This is a genomic window from Nocardia vulneris, from assembly GCF_001613425.1.
Taxonomy (GTDB): Bacteria; Actinomycetota; Actinomycetes; order Mycobacteriales; family Mycobacteriaceae; genus Nocardia; species Nocardia vulneris.
Genome location: NZ_BDCI01000055.1, coordinates 1 through 13466 on the forward strand (window position 1 = coordinate 1; position 13466 = coordinate 13466).

At 56.0% G+C, this 13466-nt stretch carries 21 protein-coding genes and 1 pseudogene; 2 read left to right on the plus strand and 20 right to left on the minus strand.

The window, feature by feature from the left end:
• Positions 1-37: 37 nt before the first annotated feature.
• A complete protein-coding gene (locus NVU01S_RS41045) occupies positions 38-1360 on the minus strand; it encodes a site-specific integrase (protein ID WP_043680867.1) in 1323 nt (440 codons plus the stop codon).
• Between the two features lie 34 nt (positions 1361-1394).
• Complete coding sequence (locus NVU01S_RS42990) at positions 1395-1577, minus strand: helix-turn-helix transcriptional regulator (RefSeq protein ID WP_082032418.1); 183 nt, start codon at positions 1575-1577, stop codon at positions 1395-1397.
• 268 nt (positions 1578-1845) lie between these two features.
• On the opposite strand from NVU01S_RS42990, the gene NVU01S_RS41050 reads away from it, so the two are divergent.
• On the plus strand, positions 1846-2295 hold the full coding sequence (locus NVU01S_RS41050; protein ID WP_244467521.1) for a DUF2637 domain-containing protein: 450 nt from the start codon (positions 1846-1848) through the stop codon (positions 2293-2295).
• A 70-nt stretch (positions 2296-2365) separates the two neighbouring features.
• Here NVU01S_RS41050 and NVU01S_RS41055 read toward each other — a convergent pair whose 3' ends face one another.
• Entirely contained in the window at positions 2366-3628 is a 1263-nt protein-coding gene (locus NVU01S_RS41055; RefSeq protein WP_043680950.1) for an RNA ligase family protein, read from the minus strand.
• A gap of 73 nt (positions 3629-3701) precedes the next feature.
• On the opposite strand from NVU01S_RS41055, the gene NVU01S_RS43935 reads away from it, so the two are divergent.
• A complete protein-coding gene (locus NVU01S_RS43935) occupies positions 3702-3983 on the plus strand; it encodes a hypothetical protein (protein WP_156161935.1) in 282 nt (93 codons plus the stop codon).
• Between the two features lie 188 nt (positions 3984-4171).
• Here the strand turns inward: NVU01S_RS43935 and NVU01S_RS42995 are convergent, their stop codons facing one another.
• The 17 genes and pseudogenes from NVU01S_RS42995 to NVU01S_RS43960 form a co-directional block, all read right to left on the minus strand.
• Positions 4172-5071 (minus strand): phosphatase domain-containing protein, encoded by a 900-nt coding sequence (locus NVU01S_RS42995; RefSeq protein WP_082032410.1) that lies wholly within the window; start codon positions 5069-5071, stop codon positions 4172-4174.
• A 358-nt stretch (positions 5072-5429) separates the two neighbouring features.
• On the minus strand, positions 5430-5582 hold the full coding sequence (locus tag NVU01S_RS43940) for a hypothetical protein (protein WP_156161936.1): 153 nt from the start codon (positions 5580-5582) through the stop codon (positions 5430-5432).
• Between the two features lie 20 nt (positions 5583-5602).
• Positions 5603-5866, minus strand: coding sequence for a helix-turn-helix domain-containing protein (locus NVU01S_RS41070; RefSeq protein WP_043680875.1), 264 nt, complete (start codon positions 5864-5866; stop codon positions 5603-5605).
• Positions 5867-5919: 53 nt separating this feature from the next.
• Positions 5920-6201, minus strand: a complete 282-nt coding sequence (locus NVU01S_RS41075; protein WP_043680880.1) for a hypothetical protein — start codon at positions 6199-6201, stop codon at positions 5920-5922.
• Positions 6202-6478: 277 nt separating this feature from the next.
• Positions 6479-6919, minus strand: coding sequence for a single-stranded DNA-binding protein (locus tag NVU01S_RS41080; protein ID WP_167829458.1), 441 nt, complete (start codon positions 6917-6919; stop codon positions 6479-6481).
• Positions 6920-6951: 32 nt separating this feature from the next.
• Positions 6952-7788 (minus strand): ATP-binding protein, encoded by an 837-nt coding sequence (locus NVU01S_RS43000; RefSeq protein WP_082032412.1) that lies wholly within the window; start codon positions 7786-7788, stop codon positions 6952-6954.
• Between the two features lie 13 nt (positions 7789-7801).
• On the minus strand, positions 7802-8536 hold the full coding sequence (locus NVU01S_RS45570; RefSeq protein ID WP_082032413.1) for a bifunctional DNA primase/polymerase: 735 nt from the start codon (positions 8534-8536) through the stop codon (positions 7802-7804).
• Entirely contained in the window at positions 8526-9098 is a 573-nt protein-coding gene (locus tag NVU01S_RS43945) for a hypothetical protein (protein WP_156161937.1), read from the minus strand. The genes NVU01S_RS45570 and NVU01S_RS43945 overlap by 11 nt, the downstream gene beginning before the upstream one ends.
• A 19-nt stretch (positions 9099-9117) precedes the next feature.
• Entirely contained in the window at positions 9118-9927 is an 810-nt protein-coding gene (locus tag NVU01S_RS41085) for a PD-(D/E)XK nuclease family protein (RefSeq protein ID WP_043680883.1), read from the minus strand.
• Entirely contained in the window at positions 9924-10109 is a 186-nt protein-coding gene (locus tag NVU01S_RS45600; RefSeq protein ID WP_425287706.1) for a DUF7427 family protein, read from the minus strand. The genes NVU01S_RS41085 and NVU01S_RS45600 overlap by 4 nt, the downstream gene beginning before the upstream one ends.
• Before the next feature lie 50 nt (positions 10110-10159).
• Positions 10160-10402, minus strand: a complete 243-nt coding sequence (locus NVU01S_RS41090; RefSeq protein ID WP_043680886.1) for a hypothetical protein — start codon at positions 10400-10402, stop codon at positions 10160-10162.
• A gap of 242 nt (positions 10403-10644) precedes the next feature.
• Positions 10645-10848 (minus strand): hypothetical protein, encoded by a 204-nt coding sequence (locus tag NVU01S_RS43950; RefSeq protein WP_043680889.1) that lies wholly within the window; start codon positions 10846-10848, stop codon positions 10645-10647.
• On the minus strand, positions 10841-11590 hold the full coding sequence (locus NVU01S_RS43955; protein ID WP_156161938.1) for a hypothetical protein: 750 nt from the start codon (positions 11588-11590) through the stop codon (positions 10841-10843). The genes NVU01S_RS43950 and NVU01S_RS43955 overlap by 8 nt, the downstream gene beginning before the upstream one ends.
• A 79-nt stretch (positions 11591-11669) precedes the next feature.
• Positions 11670-11936, minus strand: coding sequence for a glutaredoxin domain-containing protein (locus NVU01S_RS41095; protein WP_043680895.1), 267 nt, complete (start codon positions 11934-11936; stop codon positions 11670-11672).
• Positions 11937-11977: 41 nt separating this feature from the next.
• Complete coding sequence (locus NVU01S_RS41100) at positions 11978-12421, minus strand: hypothetical protein (RefSeq protein WP_043680899.1); 444 nt, start codon at positions 12419-12421, stop codon at positions 11978-11980.
• Between the two features lie 118 nt (positions 12422-12539).
• Positions 12540-12878: pseudogene (locus NVU01S_RS43010) on the minus strand (endonuclease VII domain-containing protein); the annotation flags it as partial.
• A gap of 6 nt (positions 12879-12884) precedes the next feature.
• On the minus strand, positions 12885-13331 hold the full coding sequence (locus NVU01S_RS43960) for a phosphoribosyltransferase (protein WP_156161939.1): 447 nt from the start codon (positions 13329-13331) through the stop codon (positions 12885-12887).
• Positions 13332-13466: the final 135 nt, after the last annotated feature.

Below are 13466 nucleotides of genomic sequence, written 5' to 3' on the forward strand. Positions count from 1 at the left end.
TATCCGCTGTATCCCATGATTGAGGGAACGTCGCAGGTCAAGCCGCTTTCACAACTCCGCTGAAGCCCCATTCCGTCACTTTTCCGGAGTTTTGAGGGTTCAGCCACTCCAGCGCTTCGGCGTTGTCGACCACGTGGCGAACGTATCCGTTCGGATCGATGTAGTGCCGCAGTGCCATCGAAGAGCCTTCTGTATGTCCCAGCTGGGCGCTAGCCCGTCGTGCGTCTCCGGTCCGGCCCCTGACCTCGGTCGCGGCGGTATCGCGCAGATTGCCGAACGTGACCCACTCAAGCGAGGTTCCTGCCCTCAGGTACCGAAGCCGGTCTTCTGCGGTAGTCGGGTCGACTATGCCGCTGTTCCGGCCACCGTTTCGGGCGGTGAACACCATTGCGTACGGGTCGGTGGGCTTGCAGTACGCGAACCACTCCCGCATTGCGCTCGTGAGCCACTTTGGCAGCGTCACGTAGTACGACTGGCCTGCCTTCCGATTCGGCTGTCTGTAGGCCGGTTTACCTGTCTCCGTGACGATCGTTGCTTCGATGGAGACCACGGCGTATTCGTTGTCCAAGCCGCTGATGTCTGTCCATCGGATCGCCGCAGCTTCGCCCGGCCGGACACCAGTACCGAGCACGAACAGTGTCAGCGGCATCAACCATCGGGCTGCACGTGGGTTTCGTCGGTGTACGCACAGCATTCGGTACAGTTCGTGCCGCTCGGCTGGATTCAGGGCGCGCTGTTGTCCGCCTTGCGAACTGGGGCGGGTTACCAGCTTCATCGGAGAGAATTCGAAAAGCCCCATCGTGGTCAGCATTTGGAACACTCCGGACAGCACTCCCGCTTGAGCGGCTGCGACTCCGGGGCGCTCTTCGGCCACGTCAGCGAGGTAATCAGTCAGAAACCACACTTGCGATGCCTCGCCGATCGACAGGTTCCCCATCTCCGTGTCCAGCCGGATCACGTCTTCTTTGACGCGCCAAGTCTTTGCGTCGCTGGGGTATATCGCCTGCATGTAGGCGGTGAGGGTGCGATGAGTGATCTTGCCTTGCTTGTGCTTCTGCTCGGCATGGCTTTTGAAGAGTGCAAACGCGTCACTCATCTTGCTTTGCAATGTAAGTGGAGCGGTGTCACGAGTCGTGACGCGCTTGCGCTTGGTGCCCTTCCTCCGGTTGCGTTCCCACGCCTGCCAGAAGTCCTTTAGGCACTCGCCCTTCGTGCGGCCCGTGCCGGATGATCGAACGATGGTGCCGCTGAAGGTCCGGTGTCGGACCTCCGTAAGCCGCCATTTGCCGTCGCTGCCCTTGACCGGTATCAGCTTCTCTTTGTCCGGCTCCGCGCCAGGTACAAGGCGGTTCTGTGCCATTCGTTCGACCCTTTCTCTCGCGGGCCGTGCCCGTCTAGTTGAAACCTGTTTCTTCCCAAGCGACTACATCCGAGAGGCGGTACCGGCAGTGGCCGTTGCCCTTCCGCTCGTACTTCGGTCCGGTCCCTAGCGTGGCCCACTTGGCCAAGGTCTTCGGCGAGAACTTCAAGCGGGCGGCTACTTCGCGGCGGGTTAACCATTCGGTCTGTGTAGACATAAACACCTTTCGAGAGTGGATGCGGCAGATCAAGACCTACCGGGTTAGCTGATGGATGCCTGACGAACAGGCGAATAGACCACATCGATAGCGGATGTGGATGACTCGGAATCTGGTTGTTGACCATGGATCACAAAGGCGGTTAGCGTCACGCCATCAAACGAATGCGAGCCCTCCGCAGGGCGGCTAACCATTGCGGAGGGCTCGACTACACCATGAAGGATGGTGCATCACCATGGTAACCCGAATCCGTCAGACGCTCGCAAACGTGACCGCTGTCCATGCGGCGTACGCCGGAACGATTGCCGTAGGCGGCTTTTCGTTCTTGGTCTCCTACACTGCCTTGTCGGATCTTGCCGAGCACTTCCAGACACCGCACCCGTGGTCTTTCCCGCTCATCGTGGATGGCTTGGTAATCGTGTCCACGCTCGCGGCAGATGTGATGCGTAAGCGCGCTTGGTATGCCTGGACGCTGCTTATGGTCGGCGCGGCATTGTCGACTGCCGGTAACGGCTTGCACGCCTGGATTACGACCGGTTCGCCTATCGCGGTCGGTATCGCGGCGGTGCCGCCGTTGGTGCTTCTGGCGGTTACTCACCTTACGATGATGATTCGTGATCAGGCGGAGGCGAACAAGGCGGCAACTAAGAAGCCGGTGAAGCGTGTCCCGCGCAAGGCTCCGGCTAAGAAGCCTGTCGCTGTCGCTGCTGCCGCTTGAATTCGCCCGGCCGGTAACCCCCGTACAGAAACAACCCCCGTGGATTCCACGGGGGTTACCGGTCGTTCTGTCAGCCGACGCTTTCCAGGTCAGCCGTTCCCGCATCCAACTGTTTGGTCTCGTGCTCCAGGAACTGAGACGCCTTCGCCTTCAATAGGGTTGGCGTCAGTCCATCCACGCGGACCACCACGCCTTCATCCACGGTCGTACCCGGCTCCAACGGAACCGGCTGATCAATGTAGGCGGCGACCCAATCATCGGCGTACCGGACATTCATCCACTCGTCAGCGTTGAACCTGTCCGCGTAGCCGCTCCACAGAAGCGGAGTGGTACTCAGACCCAGATTCCGGCAGAACTCCCGCACCTGAGGCCAGGAGAGGTCAGTAACGACGCCCTGAGCATTGACCGTGGCGACGCGGTAGACGTAAAGGCGTGCCTGTCGCTGCGGTACCTGGTACGTGTATCCCTTCTGAATCGGTGTGCCGTCCGGCGTCCAGCCGACGAGTTCACCGAAGACCAGGTAACCGGAAGGGATGAGTCCATCGAGTTTCTTGCCTTCCGATGTCCAGATGTCGGAGGCGTAGAAGTGGTTCTGATTCGCGTTGGCGTCTTTGATCACTCGGCGTGATCCATAGACCATGTCGTATTCGGTGTCTTGGATTCTGGCACCGATGAACTTGCCGAATCGGTCTCGCCATGTCAGCTTGCGCGCTACCGGCACGTTCCCGACTCTGACGCTTGTCCCATGAAGTTTTTGTGTCACATACAGATAGTCAGAGGGATCGATGTTGTGAATCATCCGCCAATAGTTCGCGGTGCTCACGTGTTCCGGGAAAAGCTTGGCGTCGACTCGGGACTTGCGAAGCTTCGGAGCCTGGTTGTTCGGTTCCTTGTTCCCCGGTCGAATCTCGTACTTCCGAACGATCTCGATTCCGTTGATGGTGTCGAAGGTATCGCCCGGCTGAAGCTTCGAGATGTCGATACCGGTGAAGTCGAGCGATGACAGCGGCATGAACAAGGCATTGGAGGTATGGCCTCCGAGTTTGATTGCCTTGACTCGCCGGTTGTCTTCCAAGTATCCCTTTGCATCGGCATCCTTGTTCAGCTCGGTATGCCGGTACATGTTGTTGTACGACGCGTACTCGTGGGAAAGCTGCGCTTCAGCTGGGATGAACACGCCGAGATCACCCATTTCCCAACCCTTCGAGGCGATAGCCTGATGGCCGAAAAGAGGGAGACCGACGATACGGTCCCGGTGGGGCAAAGAAAGAACCGCCTTCACGGTAGTGACGACGGCTGCATAGTTGTCGTTCTTGGGCTTATCAATATTCAAAGGCGCTACCTTCGTATGGATTGAGGTACCCTTGTACGCGACTGTCCGGAGAATCGTCACGATAGGTACTGGCATGAAACTTGAGTTTTTGGGGCCGAATGGGCGTGTGCTGCACGCCCGAACCGTCGAAGACAATGAGGTCATGGACACGGTTAAAAAAGTTCTTCAGCAAGCGGCGAGCGGCGAACTGCCCCGTGCTCTGCTTGATGAATACGGTGAGCTGACTGTGCGATCATCTGATCCGGAGAAGCTGACAAGAATCATGGCGGACAGCTATTTCGATTTTGATCCGGAATCAGAAGGGGGTCAGATACTTCGTGACTCGAATCCGTATCGACGCCCTAACACCAACTAAGTTGAATCAGGACGTGATCCAACCTTCGGTCGGTTTTATCTGACGCGACGCGGCAAGGTCGTAGTTCTCGGATTGAATAAGGTTCTTGGATCGGTGACGTTCAAGCCTTCTGGTGATGCGTCTAGCCCATCCGGCTTCTTTGTTCCACCACTTACGGCCTTGACCGACTCGCCGTGTTGTACGGCTCACTAGAAGTCGCCTTCTTGTACCTGGAAGCACTTCAAACCGATGCGACGCCACATGTCGACTACACGGTTCCGGTCATCGAAGACGGCAACCGTGTTGTAATTCGGTGCGATGTGGTTCCGAAAGATTTCGTACTTGACTATCGCGTCATCGCGGTAGTCTCCGGTCTGACGCATGAAGATTGCTCTTGGATAGATCGACTGATTTTCCAGCCATTGCCGAGTCAGATCGATGCAATCCGCTTTCCGGCCAGAGACGATGAGGACTTCAAAGAACTCTTGGAGAGCCCAGAGAATCCGCCGAACATCTTCGTCTACCGCATCTTCATGGACTCGGGTGTAGTCGTATGGGCTGCGCCCGCTCATGTGGGCTAGTGTCCCGTCGAGATCGAAGATGACCGCCTTCGGCGTCAACGGATCTCGCGTATACGGTTCGAACAGAGTCTGGGACGTAGCTTCGATCTCCGGCCAAGTGCCTATAGGGAACTTCGCGGCCATCTTCGAGATAGCGTCTGGGTCTACGTATCGGCCTCTTCCGGTGAAGCCTCGTTCGTAGTTGCGATGTTGGCAGATCAGAGCCGGGGTAAGGATGTCTTCTACTTTGAACGTTACGCCGTGGCGCTGAGCGAGGTCCGCCCAACGCCGGGCGTATCTCTTGCGGAGGTTCGTACCGTCTTCGATCACGTTGTAGCCGTCAGTCAGAAGACGAGAAACGGCGGCCTGTTGGACCGCCGTAACCTGGTTCTCTTCCTGCGGGGAAAGAATGCCCTCTTTACCGAATAACATCAGCCGGTAGTCATCTCGGCTGACGCGCGCCCGCTTTGGCCCTTCAGTGCACCACTGCCGGGCGAACGTAGTCTTTCCGCTGCCGGGATAGCCTCGGGTGATTACAAGCTCTGTCAATGCTCCCTACCATCCAACGGGTTTGTTCGGCGTAACGTCCACAGCTTGTGTCAGAGCGCGCGCGGCCAAGCTGACTTGTTCTTCCGCAAGCTCGACATTCCACGCGGCGTGTGCTGATTCTTCGGCTCGATCGGCCGAAAGATATCGAAGCACCGATCTAACGACTTCCTCTCGCGCGACCATCACTCGTTGATCAGCGTCGTAATCTCTCAATCAACTTCCTTGATTCCGGCTTCTTGGGCGCACTTGCCTTTGTGTGCATCCCATTCGCCTTTCTCGTCTCTTGCGTACTCTCCGGGACTGATCGGATAAAAACAGATACAGCACATACCGGCGAAGAACGGCGTTGGGCTTGACATTAGTACTCCAGTTCGACATATCCGCCTGGATCTAGCGTGACACCGCAAACGTCTTCGAAATAGTCGCCATAGTCCCGATCCGGGATATAAACACGGACCGAGAGGTCTTGCGGCATATTCGATAATGCTTCGATCAGATCGGCGACAGTCATGATCTCCTGATTCAAGTTCGTCAGACAGCCTTGTGATAGGTGCCGTTGAGAATCCTGGATACAGTGGCGCGGTTCACCTCGAACGTGTCCGCGAGTTCCTGGTGTGTGAGCCCAGCACTGAGCCGGAATCGGCGGATAAGCGTCACGTCTCGGTTGGTCAGCTTCTTTCGGTTGTCGAGCTTGGCGCGCAGTGCCGTGTTCTCTCGTTCCAGCTCGGCTACGCGGGCAGTCATTTCGTTCAGTTCTCCGATAAGGAAACCGGGGATGATGTTGTTGAAGCTCATTGGGCTACCTTCCAATGGTCAGAAGTGATCAGTACGAATAGATGGAGAGGTGATCAGGTGAATGCTTGTTCTTCGCCTTCGTCTGAGTCGGTGATGATCTGTTGCACTTCTTCGGGGGAGAAGCGGCGGCTACAGATGAAGATGACCTTGTCTTTGTTGAACTCGACTATGGTGTTATCGCCGTAGATGACATACTTTTCTTCTTTTTCGTCGTATGAGTATGTTGCATCTACGAAATAGATGGTTCCGTATTGTTCAGCGCCTACAGTGACGAGGTTCACTGAATTCTCGTCGGCAGTGGCGGTTGCGTGCAGTGCTTCGAAGAAGTCAGACATCTAGCCCTTTTGGTAGTTACGTGTCAATGCTGAGATCAACGCTCGGTCTCGAATCGATGTTTGGCGATGACCTCGGCTGTAGGAGGGTTCAGCATGCGGCCGGATCTCATCCATTGATCTGCGCTGCGCCCTGGAGTTCTCACTACAGGGCTTCCCGGAGGCTTTGCCTCGGTGCCGTTGCGTCGTGGCTGACAGTGTGTGCATATGGCCTTGTCTGGAAGTGTCCCGTTGGGGTGCGGGTACTTGCATAACCCGCACCTAGGGGTTCTCTCGGCGACTAGATTGCACCCCACCCGCTATCCATGGATTGGGCGGCTTCGCTTCGTGAGGGAGAATTCTCCGAAGACACAGCGCCCGGAGTGCCGGTTAGCTTGGATTCTTCGCCGAACGCGGGAGCTTTATGGAATTCGAAAATATCTGCATCAAGGCTCAGTCGCTCTTCGCCTTCGCGTGTCTTCCATTTCCTCTGATACGGGCTGATCGATACTTCTACCGCGTCGCCTTTCTTGAACTCGGCTTCAGCGATCTGCTCGGCTGTATCCCGCCATGCCTTCGCGTTAAAGATGATGTTGTGTGTGTTCTCCCACGTGCCGTCTTCTAGTTTCTTCGCTTTGTTGAACGCGATAGCGCAGTCGAGTACCGCGATGCCAGAGGGCAGGAATTTGATTTCAGGGTCACGGACGAGTCGGCCGATGCCGGTAACCTTCGGCAATGCCATAGGGTCGGATTCCTCCATTAGATTTGAAAGGGTTATTCGTTGTAGTCCCATTTGGAGACTTTGTCGAAATATTCTGGGTCGGTGGCCTGCCATGGCAGGTATGTTCCGTGTTTCAACTGGTCTGGCCAGTCGCGTTCATCGCGGCCCCCTCGCCATGGCAATAGATCGACTATCTGTGCACGGCCTACACCCGGATCTGTTTTCGCCCGGCTCATACCTAGGCCAAATTCCGGCCAACGCCTGAGCAGAGAAGAACCGATGGGCCGCATGTCTCGTTGCCCCTGTGGCCCTGTGCCGTTGCCTGCATGGCATTCGGTGATCAAGGCAACGTTATGCCGCTCCCGCATCGAATCAATCGTGCCAACGATCTGCCGTAACGGCGCTTCCTCATTCGGGTTCGCCATATGCAGCTTGTACAGCGGTCCGGCAACTAGCATGTCTGGCGCGATATCGCTGAGTGCCTTATCGACCTGGTTGATATCGTTCGGGCTCTGAAGGTCGATACCGGATGGATGACAACTGACCAATAGATTGTCACGCCAGGATTCGCCGGTCAAACCTTGTTCTTCTCGGATCGCCTGTACCTTATTGAGAATCCACTTGTACCCGCGTGCGGTTTGCTGCTCGGAGTTCTCGGCATCGATCACCAATACGCGGTATCCGGCTTCTTGTCCTGGGATCAGATGCCCGGTGAACGGATGTAGGCCAGCGGCGAGTGTTGCCGCGAATTGTCGGCACATGACAGTTTTGCCCCCACCTTCTGCACCGGTCAGTAGAAGCCGATCTTGTCTTTCCAGCAGGCCCGGCACGAGCCAGTCATACGTGTATTGGCGACGGGTGTATTCGCCGATCGGTTTAGGTCTGATTATCGTTTCGACGTGTTCACCTCCGGATGGTTCTGTGTGCCGATCTCACGGTGTTCTCTATCTCCCAATCGCTGAGCCCTATACGTCGGGCAGCGTCGACTACTTCAGCGAGCGTTGCCGCTGCTGTCTCTGTCTCCAATGCCCGGCAGGCAGCCCAATGCAAAGACTTGTTCCGCTCTCCCTCGACCGCTTGCATAAGCCACGCGGCGAGCCCATTGCCTGTACTGGTGCCTGCACTCGCCTGTGCGGGAAGAACAAGCGGTGCGGTGATCGCACGGACCCGGTTCAGCAGATGGTTCGGGAGCCTGGCAATGGGGGCGTCATTCAGCCACGCATAGGTTCCGCCGTGCGGGTGGATAGATGGGGGTGCGACCAGGTAGCCGTGATGGGTTTTGATGTCGACGCCAGAACACCCGGATAGCTTGGCTTTGGTCTTGTCTGGGTATCTCATCCACACATGCCAACCGCCCCCGCCTGTGCGGGCGGTCCATGTGTCTGGAAGCGCCCCTAGGGATTCGAGGGTTCCGCCCGACCTTGGGTCTATGTCGAGGACTATTAGGCCCTCTGCGGGGCGTATAGCGATGTTTGCGGTAGGCCAGCGCTGCCACCATTCCCGGATCTGTGCCGGGTTGGCGCTGGCGTCTTTCATTCCGTGTTCGGTGAGCGGGATTTTGGTTCGCGGTTTCAAGGGAAAGACCTCGATCCCTTGTGCCGCGTAACCTAGCGCCGCTGTTTCGAACTCACGCGGCATTACCTACCGATTCGACTGCGGCCAACACTCGGCCGAGAAGATCGGCATCATCGGTCTCGCTGAGCTTTCCCTTACCCCCGGCATCGTGATAGATCCCTGCCAGGTCGGCAGGGCTCATTCCCTTGCTCTGGGCAGTAGCGAAAATCTTGGTTCGGGTTGTGTCTGCGGCTGTAGGTGGTTCCGTATTCTCTGCGGCCTGTTCGGCTTGCCGGTTGCGGACCTCGGTTGCACTGGCAATACCGCGCTTCGTATCGGCGGCCAGGGCGGCAACGATTGCCCTACCCCAAGCGGAGGTTTCCGCGTTCTGAATCTCTGAACCTTTGGTGTAGGGCGTTTTTCCGGGAAAGGCTTCTTGGGCTACCCCGATGCCGGGTCGTTCGTCATCAGGTGTGCGATACGCGGCGGCGGTGTAGACAATCACGGTCTGTCCGGCAATCTCTTTGACCTCGAACGGGTTCTTCGGGTCAACAGGCTGGAAAGAACCATGCGGATGCTTCTCACGGAATTCGACAATCCGTTCGTTGACTTCCACATAGTCATTGGCTTTCTGGAATCCTGCCAAAGTGTTCCCTCTCTGATGATTAGTTGATTCGCTGGAGCGGAGGAACCTTGCGGGTCTCGATAACCTGTAGTGCCAGAAGTACGGCGTTCCAGCCATAAACAAGGTCCAGCTCATACAAGTGGCAGACATAAGCGCCGTCGACAGGTTCAAGCGGGAGATGAATCATGACACCGGTAGTGAGGTCGATATTCTCGTGTAGCGGACTTCGCTCACCTGTTTCCGGGTTGTACCGTTCACCATGCGCGTAGATCGCCAGCTGTAGCAATGGCGCTAACGGATACTTCGGTGTCGATCGGCCGGTCTTGAGATCCCAAACCTGAACCTTGCCGTCACGTTCGACAAGCTTGTCGATAGAACCGGCTGCCCTGATCTTGTCTACGACTACAAAAGGCTCGTTATCGACTACCCGATAGGGCTGCATGGCCTCTTGATAGGCCCGCATCGGACCGGCGATCTCTTCAGGCATGTACTCCGGCCATTCACCCCGGTCGATAACCTCGGTGAATTCGTGCGTAGCGGTACCAGATTCGGCTTTCGTTCCCGACCCGGCGGCTTCAGTAGCGGCTTTCAGGATTCCGAAAAACTGCTTCTTGTTCCGGTCGTAGGCTTCATCTCCGTCACGCGAGATCAGAGACGAGATCTGGAGTGTCAGCGATCGGCGCTTGACTACTCCGATGGCGGTCATGCATTGTTTCCAGAAGGTTAGTCCGCCCTCTTCGTCCAGCACCTTCGCTAGCGTGCTCGCCCGCTCATAGACTTCTGACTGACCTGTTTCCGGATTTAATAGGAACGGCTTACCGTATTTGCGTGGGATGTTGTAGTCGGTCAAGTAACCCTTTCTCGAATGATTCGCACCAAGCGGGCGGCTTGATGGTAAGGGTCAACACTTGGGGGAAGTAGATTGTAGAGATGCCCCACAGTGACGGCACCGAACACGATTGTTGAGGCAGGGTGTTTTAGTAGCTGCCGGTCTACTTCTTCCGATAGAAGCTGACCCTTGGCTGCGGTCATCTCATGAATGGCAACTATTGCGAACAGCACGGCCCAAGCCTGCTTACCTGTCAACACTCGGTGAGACCACGGACCAGCTGTGCAAAGTTGCCGCTGAACGTGTATTCGCGAATGCGACCGTCGAAATCCTTGTACGAAATGTCAACTACGGTCTCGTCATATCCGCATGTATCGCAGCCGCCTGTGTACTGGGTTCGCTCCTCGAACGTGTACACCTCTGCAATGTCGAGTTCGTCAGTCTTGCGGAGGTAGTTAGCAACCGCGTTCAGAAAACTATCGGTGTAAACCTTCATGTGACTTTCTCCGTGATTGTGCTGTAGGTGGTGCGGTCACTTTCCGATTTTGGCTATCGGATAGCCCGCATGTCGGTAGGTGGTCCAATCGGCTTCCCAGACGAGTCCTTCAAGTTCCTTCGCGAACTCATGCGGCATCCATCGAAAGACTTCCCCGGTATCCAGGTCGGTTACCTGTAGCCGAATCCCGGACCTTGTCCAGATGGCATTAGTAACCCGCATCGTGCGCTTCTTGGTCTCTCTCACTTTTCGTCCTTGGGCCAGAATGCGACTACTGCGAGGATTCCTGTTCCGACAAGAAAGAGCAGGACGGGAAGCCACAGCGGGGCGAAGACCCACCACCAAGACCAGGCAACAACTCCAGCCAATTTCAATGTCAGCACGATACTGAAAACAAACCATGCCAACGGGATTCCGCCTGTTGTTTGAACGGGGCTACTAGCCATTCCAGCAATCCTCTCGGTCATAGGTAGACCAGTTCTCTACCCGTGCGGGTTGTTCATTCGGATACATGTCCGGCTCCACCCATGAGCGGTACATGTCTATGCCAGGCATTGAATTGAACTCTGAATCAAAGACGCTCTTCGGGCTGCTCACCTCCGCGAAGGTTCGACGCTTGGTGCCCGGACCATCACCAAGTGTTCGCGCTGGTTCAGCTTCATATGCAGAGAAGAGCCGACGGACGCCCGCATTGGTTTCTTCGGTCAATGCGACGAAGGCCCGGCTTCGGCGCTTCCGTTCGGCTTCTGTCGCGGGGGCCTCGTTGTGAACAAAAGCTTGGATAGATTCGACATAGCGGTCGGAATAGTCCTCATCTCGTTCTTGCAGGGCAGCTAGGCCGCGTGCAATATCTTCGGCAATTTCTGGCCACAATGATTGACCTGTCAGCGCTGCTTTGATGTCGTCTACGCCGTATTGCACCTGTATAGAGAACCGAACATTGTTGTTGCGGTGTCGAACCGCGATACGGTGCCCCATCCGGCAGAGTAGATTCATCCGTTCACGAGCTGTCTTGTCTTCCAAGAATGCGTATGTGGCGGGGCTTTCCAGAACTTGAATCCAAAGCTCCTGGGCTAGATCATCAGCTTCGATGATCGAAGGCCACTCGTAGACAACTGCGTTCGCGGCGCGGCGGATTACCTTATTCAATTCTTCTGTGTCCACGCTCATGACGATTGGGTCATTCACTCGTACGGATACTCCTCTTCGTGGTCCCAGTCATCACAGAGGCAAAGCTCTGGTATTTCGTTGCAGTCCTCGCACATGGCTACTGGTCACCTTTGATCAGATGGGCAAGGTTCTCGATAGACTCCGATTCGAAGCCGGACCATGATCCGGCAGTGCCATTGATGAACCATTCGACTATGGGAACTTCTTTGAAGCCTTGTTCGATCAAGGCAGCCGAGACAATCGGCTTGTATGTGATGTCGACTTCGGTGAAGGCGACGCCGTGCTTCCGCATATAGATCTTCGTTGCGTTGCATTGTGGACAGTTCTTGCGGCTGTACACAGTGACTTCGGAGTAGTTAGGCATTGTCTCGCTTCTTGAATCTTCCTGTTTCGAATCAGCGGCTGTCATGCAAGCGCTCGAACAGAGAAGGGACCGTAACTATCGTCTGCGGTGAAATTAGCCGCCTGCCACACTTCGTTATGTGCAGCCTTCCAGTGCCATGTGCCCCCGCTGTACTTCCAGTAGTCGCCGTCCTTATCGATGTACTGACGATCTTTCGGAGCGAATTCAAGACTGTCGTAGGTCGTTTGAATGGCTACCGAGGTAGCCGCGTCATAGAACGCCTTCATGAACTCCGCGAGGCCCGAAGGAATATCCTCGAAGTTTTCGAAGCCGTACCATTCCGACTTCTCCAAAGCGGCATCGAATGCTTCTTTCAGCCGGGCCAGGTCTCGGCGTGCTTCTCGCTCCAGCAGCTCAATTTGCCGGGTAAGGGCCAGCGGCGCGAAGCCGTCTCGCTTATCGAAGTAGTCGCGGACGCGCTTCATATCATCGAGAATGTTAGTCACTATTAACCTCATGAGTCGGTACGATGCGTTCGCCGATCACGGCAAACGCTGGGGGATTGGTCAGGTATTCTTTGCCGCGTTCGAATGCGGCTATATCGTCCCGGAAATGCCCTAGGACATCCCGATTGCATTGCTGGTCCAAGAGACCTCGGATACGCCCGGTTGTGTGGCAGTGGTCAACAGAGAGCTTCTTTCGGTCTTTCGCTCTCGGCCTGCCGCAGATGTAGCACTTGCCCTCTTGGGCTTCATAGAGCGCCCAATACTCTTGTGGTGTGAGACCGTAAGTCTCGTTGATGTGGCGTTCCCATGAGTAGTCGCGCCGCGTGACTTTGCGGGCTCTTCTATGGGATGCGCATAGGTAGGGTTGATTGCCTACGCGGGTCGCCTTGCGCTTTGTCGTGATCTTTTCTCTGTCGCAATCAATGCATCTTGGAACAGACGCATGTGTTCTACTCATGTCGTCCTATGCACATAGCGGGCAGTCGCACGACGGCATCACCGACTTGGGTCTATCTGATCCAATTCGAGACAGCCAACGTTCGTAGCAGGCATCGAGGTCCCGGTATCGAGTCGATTCGTAGAGGTACGCTCCGACAAACCCTGTGGCATGTCTGCGTTCTGCTGCGGCCTTTCCGACTTCTTGATAGACCCGCTGCAATGTGTTGCCGGACTCGATCAGGTCATCCACGAATAGCCATTTCTCGCCCAGTCGGCCTTCGCAGTTGGACCGTGCATGCGATCCGTCGTTAGGTTTGCGGATAAGAAGGAATTCGACGCTCAACGCTCGGGCCAGTGTCGGAATCATCAATGCGCCCGATAGACCGGTACCTACCAAGGTGTCGAACTGGACATCTTTCAGCACCGATTTTGCGTCGCTGATTGCTTTGTCTGGGTCATAGATCATGTCCATGTATGAACTGAAGACAGCAGGCAGTGGTGTTCGGCGAGCTTCGATCATGACGTTACTAATCAACTTTCAGAACTCCGAATGGGGGATGTATTCGAACGTGCGATCAGAGAAGACGGCAAGGGCCAGCGGTTCGCC

Coding starts and splice junctions, on each gene's coding strand:
- NVU01S_RS45570 (WP_082032413.1), bottom strand. CDS start 8,536: ATGCCGCGTGAGTTCGAAACAGCGGCGCTAGGTTACGCGGCACAAGGG.
- NVU01S_RS43935 (WP_156161935.1), top strand. CDS start 3,702: ATGAAACTTGAGTTTTTGGGGCCGAATGGGCGTGTGCTGCACGCCCGA.
- NVU01S_RS41045 (WP_043680867.1), bottom strand. CDS start 1,360: ATGGCACAGAACCGCCTTGTACCTGGCGCGGAGCCGGACAAAGAGAAG.
- NVU01S_RS43960 (WP_156161939.1), bottom strand. CDS start 13,331: ATGGACATGATCTATGACCCAGACAAAGCAATCAGCGACGCAAAATCG.
- NVU01S_RS41095 (WP_043680895.1), bottom strand. CDS start 11,936: ATGCCTAACTACTCCGAAGTCACTGTGTACAGCCGCAAGAACTGTCCA.
- NVU01S_RS41090 (WP_043680886.1), bottom strand. CDS start 10,402: ATGAAGGTTTACACCGATAGTTTTCTGAACGCGGTTGCTAACTACCTC.
- NVU01S_RS42990 (WP_082032418.1), bottom strand. CDS start 1,577: ATGTCTACACAGACCGAATGGTTAACCCGCCGCGAAGTAGCCGCCCGC.
- NVU01S_RS41080 (WP_167829458.1), bottom strand. CDS start 6,919: ATGGCATTGCCGAAGGTTACCGGCATCGGCCGACTCGTCCGTGACCCT.
- NVU01S_RS41070 (WP_043680875.1), bottom strand. CDS start 5,866: ATGAGCTTCAACAACATCATCCCCGGTTTCCTTATCGGAGAACTGAAC.
- NVU01S_RS41075 (WP_043680880.1), bottom strand. CDS start 6,201: ATGTCTGACTTCTTCGAAGCACTGCACGCAACCGCCACTGCCGACGAG.
- NVU01S_RS43950 (WP_043680889.1), bottom strand. CDS start 10,848: ATGGCTAGTAGCCCCGTTCAAACAACAGGCGGAATCCCGTTGGCATGG.
- NVU01S_RS43940 (WP_156161936.1), bottom strand. CDS start 5,582: ATGACTGTCGCCGATCTGATCGAAGCATTATCGAATATGCCGCAAGAC.
- NVU01S_RS45600 (WP_425287706.1), bottom strand. CDS start 10,109: ATGACCGCAGCCAAGGGTCAGCTTCTATCGGAAGAAGTAGACCGGCAG.